Below are 14,701 nucleotides of genomic sequence, written 5' to 3' on the forward strand. Positions count from 1 at the left end.
GTTATGTCGGACTGCAGGATTACTGTTGTACTTGCTGCACGCCGGTGACGCGTACTTCTACACGGCGATCCGGTGCCAGGCAGGAGATCAGCTGAGCCTTGCCCTTGACGCTGTTGCACTGGGTACCGGTGACCGGATTGGCTTCACCGCGACCTTCGATGGCAACTTTGCCAGCCGGCAGACCTTTGCCAACCAGGAAGTCGGCTACGGTACGGGCACGCGCTTCGGATAGTTTCTGGTTGTAGGCATCAGAACCGATACGGTCGGTGTAACCGACGACCACGGCGCTGCCATCTTTCGGCTGAACATCAACGATCTGCTGATACAGGGTGTTCAGCGCTGCGACACCTTCTGGCTTGAGGGTGGATTTGCCAAAGGCAAACAGCACGTCTGAGCTCAGGGCGAAGTTCTTGTCGACCAGTACCGGCTCGGGAACCGGCTCAGGCGCAGGGGCGGCAACCGGGGCAACATAAGAGGTGCGGTTCGGGTGCATCACCAGCTCCAGGGTCGCGACGCTCATGTCGCTCTCCCAGGTTTTCTGCTCGTCACCCAGATTCCACAGATAGCGGTAGCGTGCCTGCACATCGATAAGGTCGGAGAGCTTGGCAGTCAGACCCAGGCCCGCCAGCGGTGCAGTGCCGTTGTCGCTGTTGCCATTGCCGTTGACGTGATTGAAGTAGGCACCGCCTTCAGCAAACACCGAGAAGATGTCGCCCAGCGGCAGGCGGGCGATACCGGAGAGGGTTGCACCCTGGGTTTTGAAATCGGCACCGTCAACGCCCGCTTTACCGGCGTAGAGGTAGCCCAGTTCAGCTGCGTAGTAGTCGTTGAAGTTGTAACCGCCGAACAGGCTCAGCGCGGTGGCGTCTTTGTCAGTGTCTTTGCCAAAATCATCCAGACCGTGGGCATATGCCCAACCTGCACCAACACCGGTGTACCAGTCATCGGCAGCCTGAGCTGTGGTGCCTGCGGCGGCGAGCGCCAGTGCAATCAGGGTAGGAGCCATTTTGAGTTTCATCGGTTTATCCTCGTTGTGTTAGCCCATGTCGGGCAATGCACTTGTTTTTATTGCTGCGAAAAATCGCCAGCAAAGTGGATAGCGAAGGCTTTGGACTCTCATGATGCATTGGCGTCATGGACAACAGACCGGACAAGAAGCGCTTTTTAGTACTTATCCAATACCTTACAGGCGCAACTACTTTATGCTTTCGAGACGGGGCAGGCAAGGGCAGGGAGGCGGGAGTGAGGGATGCAAGCGAGAACGAGACAAACAAAAAGGGATGCCGCAGCATCCCTTTTTTTCGCACTATCTGAACGAGGTCAGATTATTGCTGAACTTCTTGTACGCCAGATACGCGAACTTCTACGCGACGATCCGGAGCCAGGCAGGAGATCAGCTGAGCTTTAGCAGTTACGCCGTTGCACTTGGTGCCGGTAACCGGGTTGGCTTCGCCACGACCTTCGATGGCAACTTTGCTGGCAGCCATACCTTTGCTCACCAGGAAGTTGGCAACGGTACGGGCACGGGCTTCAGACAGCTTCTGGTTGTAAGCGTCGGAACCGATACGGTCGGTGTAACCAACAACAACAGCGTTGCCATCTTTCGGCTGGAACTCAACGATTTGCTGATACAGACCGTTCAGGGCTGCAACGCCTTCCGGCTTCAGGGTGTCTTTGCCGAAGGCAAACAGCACGTCTGAGTTCAGGGCGAAGTTCTTCTCTACCACTTGCGGAGCCGGAGCAGGAGCTTCTTCAACTACCGGAGCAGCTACCGGAGCTACGTAGGAAGTACGGAACGGGTGGTATACCGCTTCCAGAGTAGCGATGCTCTGGTTGGCTTTGTAACGCTCACCGTTGGCGTGCAGGTCAGCCACGTCCCACATGTAGCGGTAGCGAGCTTGCAGATCCAGCGCGTCATTTACCTTGTAAGTCACACCAGCACCGGCCAGCGGGGAAACTTTAGTGTCGCTGGTGCCCAGACCATCGGTGTGACCCCAGTAGGCGCCGCCTTCAGCGAACAGGGAGAAGTCGTTGCCAACCGGCATACGTGCGATACCGGACAGGGTGGCACCCTGGCTCTCGTAACGGTTGCCGTCGGTGTTGCCACGACCGGTGTACTGGTAGCCCAGTTCGGTACCGAAGTTTTCGGTGAAGTTGTAACCCATGAAGGCGTTGGCAGCTGCCGCGTCTTCCTGGCCTACATTGGTGCTTTCCAGCTTGTTCAGGCCGTTGAAGTGAGTAGCACCGACACCGGCACCGAAGTAGATGTCGTCAGCGGCGTGAGCAGCGGTAGCACCCAGAGCAGCCATGGCGATGGCGATCATGGAAGGAGCCATTTTCATCATAAAAAAATCCTCGTTGAGATCGCACGTTATTCACGTGCTTCACACTTTGTAATTTATGTAAGCTGCAGGCTCCGCCGTACGGCTGGCGTCGAGTCTGGCAGATGACCCGGTATAACCGGGTTGCACACTCTCCTGGTGTGTCGAGTGCGCTGGCATGGCACGCAATGCGTGAGAAACCACTGCCAGGCAACTGATGTCATTCCGATGACGAGGCGCACTCTATGCCGATTTTAAAACATGATCAAGCTCACAAATGAGCCTTGTGGCAAATTGTGTCGTGCCCTTAACTGGCTGTTTATCCAGATTAATTAGTGATCCAGATAGGCCCTGTGCAGTTTCTTCTCCAGCTTCATATAGGCCTGAACCCAGTCGCTATGCGGGTTGGCTGGATTCGCTCTGGCGGCAAAGACCGCAAGGTAATCTGCCTGGGTTGCGCTCTGCAGCAGGGGGGTAAATGTCATCAAGAAATGTCGGGCCAGATAGGGGTCAAGGGGCCAGATGTTGAGGATGGCGCGAGCCACAGGCTGAACCGCAGCTGAACAGATGAAGTGGCGGTGTCCCGCCTCCAGCCAGTCGACCATCTCGCACATGCCCGATTCGGGCACCAGACCACCATCACCCGGGGTGGTTGCCAACGCAATAGACTGGCCATTTACCGTGATGAGCTGCTCATTGTTATGCAGGGTGCCGTCGTGGCTGCGCAGGGCCAGATCCGGGCATGCCTGTTCAAGAAACAGGCTGCAGCTCTCCGGCAGGGCGGCCAGCAGCTCGCTGGCGTGGCTGGACATCAAGGCCGGAAGCCAGAATGCTTCGGCGCGATATTGTTCACCTTGCAGGCGCTGTTGTGCCAGTTCTTCTGTGCTGGATACGGGGTGCAGGCGAGAGATAATGCCGGGAAACGCCATACTTATTCCTCTTAATGGGTATCCGGCGGATTATACGAGTTATTGGGGGGGCCACAATAAAGGTTTCTTTTCGAGACTGTTTACCTGAGGCGGCTGAGCGATTACCATCCCCCCTTGAAGGCAAGGGTTGTCGCCGAAAGGCGCTCATAAGATAGAGGCTCGACCATAACGAGTCCGAACAAAACTGATACACTTGACTACGAGTCGTCGCGAAAAATAAAAGGCGGAGTAAATCCGCCAAACGGAGTATGGAACATTATGAATTCAAATATCGTCACTGTTGGCAAGAAGATCCGTCAGATCCGTGAAGCGGTCGGTTTGAGCCGTCCGAAGTTTGCAGATTTGCTGGGTGTTCCTCCCACCACGCTGAAAAACTACGAGCTGGGTTACCGTGAAGTTGGGGGCGCCTTCCTGGTTGCCTTGGCGCACCACCCGGATCTGCACAAGTTCACCCTCTGGCTGCTGGCAGACAAGAAAGTCGCCGAAATCGGCCAGATTGGCCCGGATGACCTCGCCAAGGCGTGATCATCGATGTGAATAGAAATGCCGCCTTCGGGCGGTATTTTTTTTGGGTTGCCGATCGATATTTTGATCTAACACGCTTTGAATTATCCATGCAGGCCAACGAGAATAAGCGGCCCCGAAAAGTGGGCCCCTGGTGGTATCTGGCCACCTGAACACTATTACATTCAGGATGATATGAGCAATCGTATGGAGTATGGGTATGAGCAGTAATGAGTTGGATAAACGCTATGGCCTGATGACTGCCATTGCGATGGTGGTCGGCGTGGTGATCGGCTCCGGTGTCTTCTTCAAGGCCGATGATGTACTGCGTCTGACTGGCGGTAATCTGGCCATTGCGCTGCTGGCATGGGCGCTGGGGGCATTTTCGATGATCTTCGGCGCGCTGGTGTTTGCCGAGTTTGCCCAGCGGATCGAAAAGTCCAACGGTATCGTCGATTATGCCGAAGCGGCATACGGCAAAATGTTTGGTTATCTGGTGGGGTGGTTCAAAGGCGTACTCTATTACGCCCCTCTTTCCGCCATCCTTGCCTGGGTCGCCGCTCTGTACACCATGATCTTGCTCGGCAGTGATAATCCGACCAACTCTGGTGCGACCTGGATACTGGCGGCTGTCTATATGACGGTCACCTATCTGATCAACTTCTATACCCCGGTCCTGGCGGGCAAGCTGCAAGTGGGCTCTACCCTGATCAAGTTGGTCCCGCTGATCCTGGTTGCCATTGTGGGCACCATTTCAGGCTTGCTCAATGGTGTCACCGTGACCAACTTTGTGCAGGCAATGGATGGGATAGGGAGCACCGGAGGCACTCTGGCCACTGCCGTGGTCGCCACCGCCTTCGCTTATGAGGGGTGGATCGCCGCCGTGACCATCAACAGCGAAATTCGCGATTCCAAGAAGAATCTGCCCAGAGCGCTGGTGATTGGCACCCTGATAGTCTTTGTGGTCTATGTCACCTATTTTCTGGGGATCGCCAGCGTCTTGCCGACGGACGAGATAGTGGCGCAAGGGGATAACGCGGTAAATCTCGCGACAACCAGCCTGTTTGGCGGGACTGCCTCGACCATTTTGACCGTGTTCGTGATTATCTCCTGCCTCGGAACCCTCAATGGTCTGGTGTTGGCGACCATGCGTATTCCCTACTCGCTGGCGATCCGCAATCAGGGTCCTGCCCCCAAGTGGATGAGCCGTATCGAACCGCATCACCACATGCCCATCAACTCGGCCCTCGCGGCAGCGCTGTTGTCGGTGATCTACTCAGTGTTGTGGTACTGCAGCATCAACGAGACATTCGGTCGTTACATCGCTCTGGACGAGATGCCGATCGTGCTGATTTATGGCCTCTATCTGTTCCTCTATGTCTGGTACATGCGCACCTTTACCGAGTTGGGCTGGATAAAGCGGTTTGTGATCCCGACCTGCGCCACCCTGGGTGCGCTCATCATTCTGTATGGCGGTATCACCAATCCCAGTCTGGGACTTTATCTGCTGGTCTCTGTGGGGGTGATTCTGCTCGGGTTGCTCTTCTACCGTAAGGAGTAACCGGGTAAGTAAGTTGAAAAAAAAAGCGCCGAATGGCGCTTTTTTTATGTGTAAACCGCAGCATGCCGACAACTAACTGCCCAGCAACCCGAGGCGGCCCAGTTCATCCTTGAGCTGATCGAGATTGCGCTCGACGCAGGCTTCCCCCTCGTTGATGGCATCGCTGGCGCGATGAAAATCCATGATGGAGAAGCTGCCAAGGCGCGGACAGAGCTGGATCTCCGGCGGATCACCGGCCATCCGGGCGCGGGTGATCCGCTCCTGCATGATGTTGATGGAGCCACTCATCACGCTCCACAGACCCGGGGTGGCTGGTGCGGATTCACCGCGATTGAGCCACTGGCTGAGCAGGCCGCCGCTGCCGGGTTGATCCGGCTCGTCGGTCCAGGGTTGGTGCATATCGGTGTTGAGGTTGACCGCAATCACCACCTCGGCCCCCATGGCGCGGGCCAGCGAGATGGGCACCGGATTGACCACGGCGCCATCGACCAGCCAGCGGTCGTTGATCCGGGTCGGGGTGAGGATCCCCGGCATGCCACAGGAGGCGCGTACCGATTGGCGCAGCGGGCCCTGTTGCAGCCAGATCTCGCGGCCGGTATCGAGTTCGGTGGCGATACAGGCGAAGGGGATGGGCAGATTCTCGAGATCGGGATCCCCCAGATGGCTGGCGGCAAGGCCAAATACCTTTTCGCCGCGAAACAGACCGCCGGAGAGGGCCGGGTCGAGCAGGCTGACCACCTGCAGGCGGGTAAAGCCGCGCACCCAGGTTTCCAGCCGATCCAGTTCACCGGCGGCATAGGCGGCACCGACAAAGCTGCCGATGGAGCAGCCAGCGATCAAATCCGGTTTGATGCCGAGACGTTCAAGGGCGCGGATGACGCCGATATGGGCCCATCCTCTGGCGGCGCCGCTCCCGAGAGCGAGCCCTACGCGGGGTTTACGTGGCACGACAGTCCTCCAAAAAAGGGGTTGAGGGGTCAGCTTACTCCGAGAGTCAGGAGGCGTCACCCTGCCATCTTTCGCTGCGGTTGCGACCGTTGGCCTTGGCCTGATAGAGCGCCACATCGGCGCGGCGCACCGCTTCGTGCAGGGGAAGGTTCTCCTGGTGGGGCAGATAGCCGAGGCTGATGGTGACCTCCAGCCCAGGCTCGATGGCGGCCCAGTCGTGATCTGCCACCGCTTTTCTCAGCCGCTCCGCCAGTTCGCCGATCTGTGCGGCGTTACTGCGGCCAATCAGCAGCAGAAACTCTTCGCCCCCCCAGCGGATCAGGCGATCAGTGGGCCTAATCTGCTGCTGGCAGAGCTGCACCAGCCGGATCAGCACGATATCGCCGACGGCATGGCCGAAGTTGTCATTGACCCGTTTGAAGTGATCCGCATCGAACATCAGGATCCCCGCTTGCAACCGGGCCAGATCGCCCGCCTGTTCCAGCAGCACCAGATAGTGGCGGTTGAAGGCGCCGGTGAGGGCATCGTGGCAGGAGAGGTAATTGAGCCGCTGGTTGAGGCGATGGGATCTCAGGTTGGAGAGGGCGGCCAGCAGCATAAAGAGGATGGCGAGCAGGGTCGGCGTGGACTGGCAGAGCATGGCCCACACCAGCGGCAGCAGGGTGACGTTGTGCACCAGTCGCAACGGGGTATCGGGGATTGCCATGGTCAGCTGCAATGCCCCTTGCCGCCACTGGTATTCGTCGGTCAGCTCGGGGTCTTGCGGCACCACGGGCTGGTGTGCGCTGCTGGCCAGCACCTGATGATACTGATTGAGCAGCAGATACTCACCCAGCGCCGGTGCCAGTTGATTGAGCTGCGATTGCAAGCGTGAAAGCAGGATGTCCATGCTGATCATCCCTACCAGCGAGCCGTCCTTGTAGAGAGGCTGGGACATGGTGACCATGGTGCCCAGTCCGGCAAAATCTTCGTAAGGGCGGGAGAGAATGGTGTCCCGGCTGGGGTTGGGTGACATCAGCGCATCCTGCCAGTAGTGCTTGTCATAGATGCTGCGGGCAAAGCGAAACTGGCTGGAGGGGATCCAGGGATAGAGGTAGATAAAGTTGTCCACGCCAGTGAAGTAGGCCCAGGCGATCTCGCTGCCCAGGCGCTGGCTGGCGGTGGCCAGCAAGGGCGAGAGGCTCAGGGCCAAATGAAGTTGCGCCTCCCGCGCACTGCCGGGGGGCGGCAGCGGGCCGTCACCGGTGAGGTTGCCCGCCAGTCCGGCTGGCAAATCACCGGGGAGCTTGTCGAGGGCCAGCCCCTCTGGCAGCGCCTCGATATGGCGATAGAGCTGGCGGGTGAGCACCGACTGGGGGTCGCTGCGCAGTCGCTCTTCGGCTTGCCCGCGCATCGCCTCCAGAAACACTTCGGTCTGCTTGAACCGATCCCGCAGGTAGATGGCGCTGTTGAGGGTATCGCTCTGGTAGAGGCGTTCTATCTGTTTCAGGCTTTGCCGCAAGGTCAGACCAATCAGCAGGATGACCACGGCAAACAGGAGCCAGGTCAGGCGTGTGAGAAAGCGGTGGTCAGACATTTTGGGCATAGGCAGTCAGTCGGGTTGCGAAGGAAATTGTCGTTAGTGTATGCGATGTGGCGTGAAAACAAACGGCGCGACCTGAAACAGAGTGAGCTTATCCCGCTCTTGTTACGTTTTGTCACATTTATACATAGTCACGGCATAGTCTGGGGCTAAAATGGCCCCAATCTGGATTTACCCTCTCACTCTTCATGGACTGTTCGATGAAAATGCGTATCTGGCTCGGCTTGGGCCTTCTTCTAATCGTGGTTGCCGGCGTCTGGGCGCTGCGTCACAGCGAACCCGCCGCCAAAGCACCGACCAGACAGGTCAATATCCGCACTCAAACCGTCAAGCAGAGTCTGGCCGAGCCAACCCTCAAGCTGGTGGGCAAGCTGGCCGCCAATCGCTCCGTCATCATCAGCCCCGAAGTGACCGGTCGCATCGTCAAGATTGCGGTGCAATCTGGCCAGAGTGTGGCGAAGGGGGAGACCCTGATCGCGCTGGATGCGGGCAAACAGCAGGCTGAGCTGGCCGAGCAGAGCGCCAGTCTGCGCGACGAGAACCGCAAGCTGAGTGATATGCGCAAGCTGGTGGCCCGTGGCGCCGTGACCCAATCCGAGCTGGAGGGGCAGGAGGCCACCGTGGCCCAGGTGCAGGCACGCCTCGATGCCGCCCGCTACGAGCTCTCCCTGCGTACCTTGCAGGCGCCCTTTGCCGGTACCGTGAGCCTGATTGACCTGAGCGAAGGGGCGCTGGTGGGCAGCGGCGATACCCTGCTGCATCTGGATGAGCTCGACAAACTGCGCCTCGATCTGGCGGTGCCGGAGCGTTACCTCGCCCTGCTGCGCCCGGGCATGGCGGTTACCGCCACCAGCACTGCCTGGCCGGATCAGCACTTCAGCGGCACCCTGACCACCCTCGACAGCCGCATTTCCAACGATACCCAGAACATCAAGGCGCGGGTGATGATCCCCAATGGCAACGGCCAGTTGCGTCCGGGCATGCTGCTCAATGTGGAGCTGGCGCTGCCTGCCCAGCAGCTCACCCTGATCCCCGCCCAGTCGGTGGAGTACGCCGGTGAGCAGCGCTTTGTTTACCGTCTCGAGGCCGATGGCCGGGTCAAGCGGGTGCCTGTGGTGCTCGGCGAAACCGAAGGGGAGACCGTCTGGGTCACCGAGGGGCTCAAGGTCGGCGATCGCATCGTGGTAGAGGGACTGGTCAATCTGCGTGATGGGGTGCAGGTGCGTGATCTGGCCGAGGTGAACGGCTGATGTGGCTCTCCGATATCTCAGTTCGCCGCCCGCTGGTGGCGGTGGTGCTCAGCGCCCTGCTCACCGTGTTTGGTCTGGTCGCCTTCAGCAAATTGACGGTGCGGGAGATGCCCGATGTGCAGATCCCCTCAGTCTCCATCACCACCACCTATGAGGGGGCGGCCCCCTCGGTGATGGAGAGTCAGGTCACCAAGCCCATCGAGGATCAGCTCTCCGGCATCAGCGGCATCAAGAATATCAACTCCATGACCCGCAAGGGGCGCTCGATGATCACCGTCGAATTCAAGCTCGGCTGGAACATGGTGGAGGGGATCTCCGATGTGCGCGATGCCCTCTCCCGCGCCCGGCCACGGCTGCCCGATGATGTGGACGAGCCGCTGGTGACCAAGGACAGCGGCAACGGCGATGTGGCGATCTGGCTCAACTTCAGCAGCAGCCAGATGGATCGCACCGCCATGACCGACTACGCCAACCGCGTGCTGGTCGATCCCCTGAGCTTGGTGGACGGTGTGAGCGAAGTGGCGCTCTCCGGCGATCTCACCCAGGTGATGTATGTGCGGCTGCGCCCTGCCGACATGGCCGCCCGTGGCATCACGGTGAGCGATGTGGAAGAGGCCCTCAAGCGGGAGAACATCGAGCTGCCGGGGGGGGAGATTCGCAACAACTCCATGACCATGGCGGTGCAGATCGCCCGTCTCTATCACACAGCGGAAGATTTCCAGCAACTGCAAGTCACCACAGCCGCCAACGGCCAGAGCGTCTATCTGGCCGATATCGCCGATGTGGAGGTGGGAGCCAAGAACGAAGACAGCGCCTATCAGCGCAACGGCAAAGAGAGTCTGGGTATCGGCATCGTCGCCCAGTCCACCGCCAACCCGCTGGCGGTAGCGCAGGGGATCGAGAAGAAACTCGGCGAGATGCAGCGCTTCCTGCCGGAGGGGGCCAAGCTCGAGGTCGATTACGACTCCACCATCTTTATCAAGCAGGCCATCGACGAGGTGTACGAGACCCTGGCCATCTGCGCCGTGCTGGTGGTGGCAGTGCTCTATCTGTTCCTCGGGCAGGGGCGCACCACGCTCATTCCGGCCATTACGGTGCCGGTATCGCTCATCTCTGCCTTTATCGGCGCCTGGTATTTCGGCTTTTCCATCAACCTCATCACCCTGCTGGCCCTTATTCTCGCCATCGGTCTGGTGGTGGATGATGCCATCGTGGTGGTGGAGAACATTCACCACCATCTGCAGCGGGGGGAACCGCCGCTGCTGGCCGCCTGGCATGGCACCCGCGAGGTGGGCTTTGCGGTCATCGCCACCACCGCCGTGCTGGTGATGGTGTTTGTCCCCATCGCCTTTATGGATGGCATGGTGGGGCGGCTCTTTACCGAGTTTGCGATATTGCTCTCCTTGGCGGTGCTCTGCTCCTCACTGGTGGCGCTGACCCTGACTCCGGCCATGGGCTCCTGGCTGATGCGCCCACTGGATAAACCGAACCGGCTCACCGCCGGGCTCGATTGCGGGCTGGGCTGGCTGGAGGGGCACTATCGCCACCTGCTGGCGTGGGTGCTGCGTCGCTCCCGCTGGACGCCGCTGGTGCTGCTGCTCTGTCTGGGCGGTATCGGCGCCCTCTTTACCCAACTGCCGACCAGCCTTACCCCGACCGAGGATCGCGGCGTCATCTATGTCTTCGTCAAGGGGGCAGAGGGGACCAGCATCGAGCGGATGAAGCGCAACATGCAGCAGGTGGAGTCCGCCATCATGCCGATGCTGGGCAAAGGGGTGGTGCAGGCGCTGAGCTTCAGTACCCCCGCCTTTGGCCGTGGCGGCGATCAGACCGGTATGGTGATTATCCAGCTCACCGACTGGGCCGAGCGCGACGTCACCGCCACCGAGTTCTCCCGCTCGCTGGGTGCCAAGCTCTCCGGCATTCCCGATGTGATGATCCGCACCTTCCAGCCCGGTTTCCGCGGTGGCTCCACCGCACCGGTGCAGTTCGTGCTGCAAGGTAACGACTATGCCGAGCTCTACCAGCAAGGGTTGGCGCTGCAACAGGCGGCGCAGGGCAGCGGCCTGATGCTGAGCCCGGATCTCGACTACGCCGAGAAGACTCCCGAGCTGCAGGTGACCATCAATCGCGACAGTGCCAGCCAGCTCGGCATTCCGGTCTCCACCGTGGCCAACAGCTTGCAGACCTTGCTGGGCGGGGCGAGCAAGACCACCTATGTGGACAGGGGCGAGGAGTATGACGTCTACCTGCGCGGCAACCAGACCGAGTTCAATGGCATCTCGGATCTCGGTCGCATCTACCTGAAGGCCGCCAACGGCGAGATGGTCAGTCTCTCGACCCTGGCGACCGTCAAGCAGGTGGCGACCGCCAACCGCCTCAACCACTACCAGCGGCAAAAAGCGATCACCCTGACCGCCGACGTCCACCCCGATCACACCCTGGGTGAGGCCCTCGATTTCCTCGATGGCTGGGCCAACGCCAACCTGCCCACCGGCATGACGGTGGATTACGCCGGAGATTCCAAGGATTACCGCGACAATCAGGGGGAGATGGTGCTGGTCTTTGGCCTCGCCCTGCTGGTGGTCTATCTGGTGCTGGTGGCCCAGTTCGAGAGCACCCTGACCCCGGCGGTGGTGATGGTGACGGTGCCGCTCGGCATCTTCGGTGGCCTGCTCGGCCTCTGGCTGACGGGGCAGGAGATGAGCATCTACAGCCAGATCGGCATGATCATGCTGATCGGCATGGTGACCAAGAACGGCATCCTGATCGTCGAGTTCATCAACCAGCTGCGCCAGCGCGGCGAAGGGTTCGAGGAGGCGATCATCGCAGGCTCGGTGCGCCGCTTGCGCCCCATCCTGATGACTTCGCTCACCGCCATTATCGGCGCTGTGCCGCTGATGCTCTCCATGGGGGCAGGTTACGAGAGCCGGATGGCGGTGGGGACAGTCGTCTTCTTCGGACTGTCGCTGGCAACCTTGGTTACCCTGCTGGTGGTGCCCGCCATCTACCATCTGATCGCCCGTCACGCCGGCATGACAGGGGCGCGGGATCAGCAGGTAGACGAAGCGCTGGCCGCCAAGGGGGCAGGGGAGTCGCAGCCTCCGGCGCTCTGATCAGCGCCTTGGCCTGCGCGCTCAAGCGGGGCCGGTTATCAGCCTCCATCATCACAAGGGCGCCTGCGGGCGCCCTTGCTATTGCGGGCGGCGGCCTATTCCGCGGGATCTATAGGGACAAAAAGCCATCGCTCCCCTTGGCCGCAACCGGTATAATGCGCGACCCGAATTTTTCCAGGTGTTCAAAATGCAGCCGGTACCCAACCTTTTCTCCTATCCCCGCTATTGGGCCGAGTGCTACGGCACGGCACCCTTCCTGCCCATGTCCCGCAAAGAGATGGACAAGCTCGGTTGGGACAGCTGCGACGTCATTCTGGTGACGGGGGATGCCTACGTGGATCACCCGAGTTTCGGCATGGCGGTCATCGGCCGGATGCTGGAGGCGCAGGGCTTTCGGGTCGGCATCATCGCCCAGCCGGACTGGTCATCGAAGGATGACTTTATGCGTCTGGGCAAACCGAACCTCTTCTTCGGGGTCACCGCGGGCAACATGGACTCCATGATCAACCGCTACACCTCTGACAAAAAGCTGCGCCACGATGACGCCTACACCCCGGGGGATGTGGGCGGCAAGCGGCCGGATCGCGCCACCCTGGTCTATACCCAGCGCTGTAAAGAAGCCTTCAAAGAGGTGCCGGTGGTTATCGGCGGCATCGAAGCTTCCTTACGCCGTATCGCCCACTACGACTACTGGTCCGAGACCATTCGCCGCTCCATCCTGCTCGATGCCAAGGCCGATATCCTCATCTACGGCAACGCCGAGCGGCCGCTGGTGGAAGTGGCTCACCGCATCGCGGCGGGGGAGAGCATCGACACCATGCAGGATATTCGCGGCACTGCCGTCATCCGCAAGGAGCCGCTGCCGGGCTGGAAAGGGGTGGATTCGAGCAAGCTCGACCAGATTGGCCGTATCGATCCCATCATGAACCCCTATATGGAAGGGGCTCCATGCTCGGATGACGCCACCGACGCGGCCCCTGCCGCGCAGGAAGCCCAGCCAGTGCTGGTGCAGCCAGCCAAGCCCAAGCCGTGGGAAAAAACCTATGTGAAGCTGCCGGCGTTCGAGCGGGTCAAAGAGGACAAGGTGCTCTACGCCCACGCCTCGCGCATTCTGCACCACGAGACCAACCCCGGCTGCGCCCGCGCCCTGGCGCAGGCTCACGGCGATCGCATCGTTTGGGTCAACCCGCCCGCCTTCCCGCTGGAAACCGAGGAGATGGACGGCGTCTTCGGCCTGCCCTACCAGCGGGTGCCGCACCCCGCCTATGGCAACGAGAAGATCCCCGCCTTCGAGATGATCAAGACCTCGGTCAACATCATGCGTGGCTGCTTTGGTGGCTGCTCCTTCTGCTCCATCACCGAGCACGAGGGGCGCATCATCCAGAGCCGCTCGGAAGAGTCGATCCTCAAAGAAATCGAAGATATCCGCGACAAGGTGCCGGGCTTTACCGGCGTCATCTCGGATCTCGGCGGCCCCACCGCCAACATGTACAAACTGCGCTGCAAGAGCCCCAAGGCCGAGCAGACCTGCCGGCGCGCCTCCTGTGTCTGGCCCACCATCTGCCCGCACATGGACACCGACCACAGCCCGACCATCAACCTCTATCGCAAGGCGCGCGACCTCAAGGGGATCAAGAAGATCCTCATCGCCTCCGGCGTGCGTTACGACATCGCGGTCGAAGATCCCCGCTATATCAAGGAGCTGGCCAAGTACCACGTCGGCGGCTACCTCAAGATCGCGCCGGAACACACCGAGGAGGGGCCGCTCTCCAAGATGATGAAGCCGGGCATGGGCAGCTACTACCAGTTCAAGGAGCTGTTCGACAAATACTCCAAAGAGGCGGGCAAGCAGCAGTACCTGATCCCCTACTTTATCTCCGCCCACCCGGGCACCACGGATGAAGACATGATCAATCTGGCGCTCTGGGTCAAAGAGAACCGCTTCAAGCTCGATCAGGTGCAGAACTTCTACCCGTCGCCGCTCGCCAACGCCACCACCATGTATTACACGGAGAAAAACCCGTTAAACAAGGTGAGCCGCACCGGAGGCGATGTGTTTGTCGCCAAGGGCGAGCGCCGTCGCCGCCTGCACAAGGCACTACTGCGCTACCACGACCCCGCTGGCTGGCCGATGATCCGCGAAGCCCTGCTCGCCATGGGCAAGGGCCACCTGATTGGCAATGGCCCCGGCTGTCTGGTGCCGCCGGAAGGTCGCAACGAGCGCGCCGCCAGCGGCAAGGGCATGAAACCGGCCCTGACTCGCCATAGCAACATTGCCCATCAACGCGGCAATGGCGCGGGCAACAAGCCGACGGGCGGCAAGCCGGTGGGTTCCCAGCTGCACAAAGGCGCGGCTAATGGCAAACCGGCCGCACAGGGCGAAGGCAAGAGCGCGGGCCAGAATGCGGGTAAAAGCAAACCTGCCGGAAAACCCGTCCATAAGGGCAAGACGCCGACCCGCGCAGGATCTGCCAAGCCGGGAGCCAAACC

The 14,701-nt window shown here is 60.3% G+C and carries 10 protein-coding genes; 5 read left to right on the forward strand and 5 right to left on the reverse strand.

Features of this window, described 5'->3' with window-relative positions:
• Positions 1–19: 19 nt before the first annotated feature.
• The 3 genes from ompA (AB5Y85_RS03375) to AB5Y85_RS03385 all read right to left on the reverse strand — a co-directional run bounded on the left by ompA (AB5Y85_RS03375) (position 20) and on the right by AB5Y85_RS03385 (position 3,250).
• Complete coding sequence (gene ompA, locus AB5Y85_RS03375; protein ID WP_127008130.1) at positions 20–1,018, reverse strand: porin OmpA; 999 nt, start codon at positions 1,016–1,018, stop codon at positions 20–22.
• Positions 1,019–1,325: 307 nt separating this feature from the next.
• On the reverse strand, positions 1,326–2,345 hold the full coding sequence (gene ompA / locus AB5Y85_RS03380) for a porin OmpA (RefSeq protein ID WP_013723997.1): 1,020 nt from the start codon (positions 2,343–2,345) through the stop codon (positions 1,326–1,328).
• Between the two features lie 308 nt (positions 2,346–2,653).
• Complete coding sequence (locus AB5Y85_RS03385; RefSeq protein WP_257123459.1) at positions 2,654–3,250, reverse strand: hypothetical protein; 597 nt, start codon at positions 3,248–3,250, stop codon at positions 2,654–2,656.
• A 258-nt stretch (positions 3,251–3,508) separates the two neighbouring features.
• On the opposite strand from AB5Y85_RS03385, the gene AB5Y85_RS03390 reads away from it, so the two are divergent.
• Both AB5Y85_RS03390 and AB5Y85_RS03395 read left to right on the forward strand, forming a co-directional pair.
• On the forward strand, positions 3,509–3,775 hold the full coding sequence (locus AB5Y85_RS03390; protein WP_005338367.1) for a DNA-binding transcriptional regulator: 267 nt from the start codon (positions 3,509–3,511) through the stop codon (positions 3,773–3,775).
• A 199-nt stretch (positions 3,776–3,974) separates the two neighbouring features.
• The gene (locus AB5Y85_RS03395; RefSeq protein ID WP_257123457.1) at positions 3,975–5,315 is read left to right on the forward strand and encodes an APC family permease; all 1,341 of its coding nucleotides are present in this window, start codon (positions 3,975–3,977) and stop codon (positions 5,313–5,315) included.
• 72 nt (positions 5,316–5,387) lie between these two features.
• Here the strand turns inward: AB5Y85_RS03395 and AB5Y85_RS03400 are convergent, their stop codons facing one another.
• Both AB5Y85_RS03400 and AB5Y85_RS03405 read right to left on the reverse strand, forming a co-directional pair.
• Complete coding sequence (locus tag AB5Y85_RS03400) at positions 5,388–6,263, reverse strand: patatin-like phospholipase family protein (RefSeq protein ID WP_005338362.1); 876 nt, start codon at positions 6,261–6,263, stop codon at positions 5,388–5,390.
• 46 nt (positions 6,264–6,309) lie between these two features.
• Positions 6,310–7,848, reverse strand: coding sequence for a sensor domain-containing diguanylate cyclase (locus tag AB5Y85_RS03405; protein ID WP_257687130.1), 1,539 nt, complete (start codon positions 7,846–7,848; stop codon positions 6,310–6,312).
• 197 nt (positions 7,849–8,045) lie between these two features.
• Here AB5Y85_RS03405 and AB5Y85_RS03410 point away from each other — a divergent pair, with 197 nt between their 5' ends.
• The 3 genes from AB5Y85_RS03410 to AB5Y85_RS03420 form a co-directional block, all read left to right on the forward strand.
• Positions 8,046–9,095, forward strand: a complete 1,050-nt coding sequence (locus tag AB5Y85_RS03410) for an efflux RND transporter periplasmic adaptor subunit (protein ID WP_257687129.1) — start codon at positions 8,046–8,048, stop codon at positions 9,093–9,095.
• Positions 9,095–12,211, forward strand: a complete 3,117-nt coding sequence (locus AB5Y85_RS03415; protein WP_257687128.1) for an efflux RND transporter permease subunit — start codon at positions 9,095–9,097, stop codon at positions 12,209–12,211. Before AB5Y85_RS03410 ends, AB5Y85_RS03415 begins: the two co-directional genes overlap by 1 nt.
• 187 nt (positions 12,212–12,398) lie before the next feature.
• The coding region (locus AB5Y85_RS03420; RefSeq protein WP_368221200.1) for a YgiQ family radical SAM protein at positions 12,399–14,701 on the forward strand (2,303 nt) is incomplete at its 3' end.

The sequence above is a fragment of the Aeromonas sp. R3-1 genome (genome assembly GCF_040908345.1).
GTDB lineage: Bacteria > Pseudomonadota > Gammaproteobacteria > Enterobacterales > Aeromonadaceae > Aeromonas > Aeromonas veronii.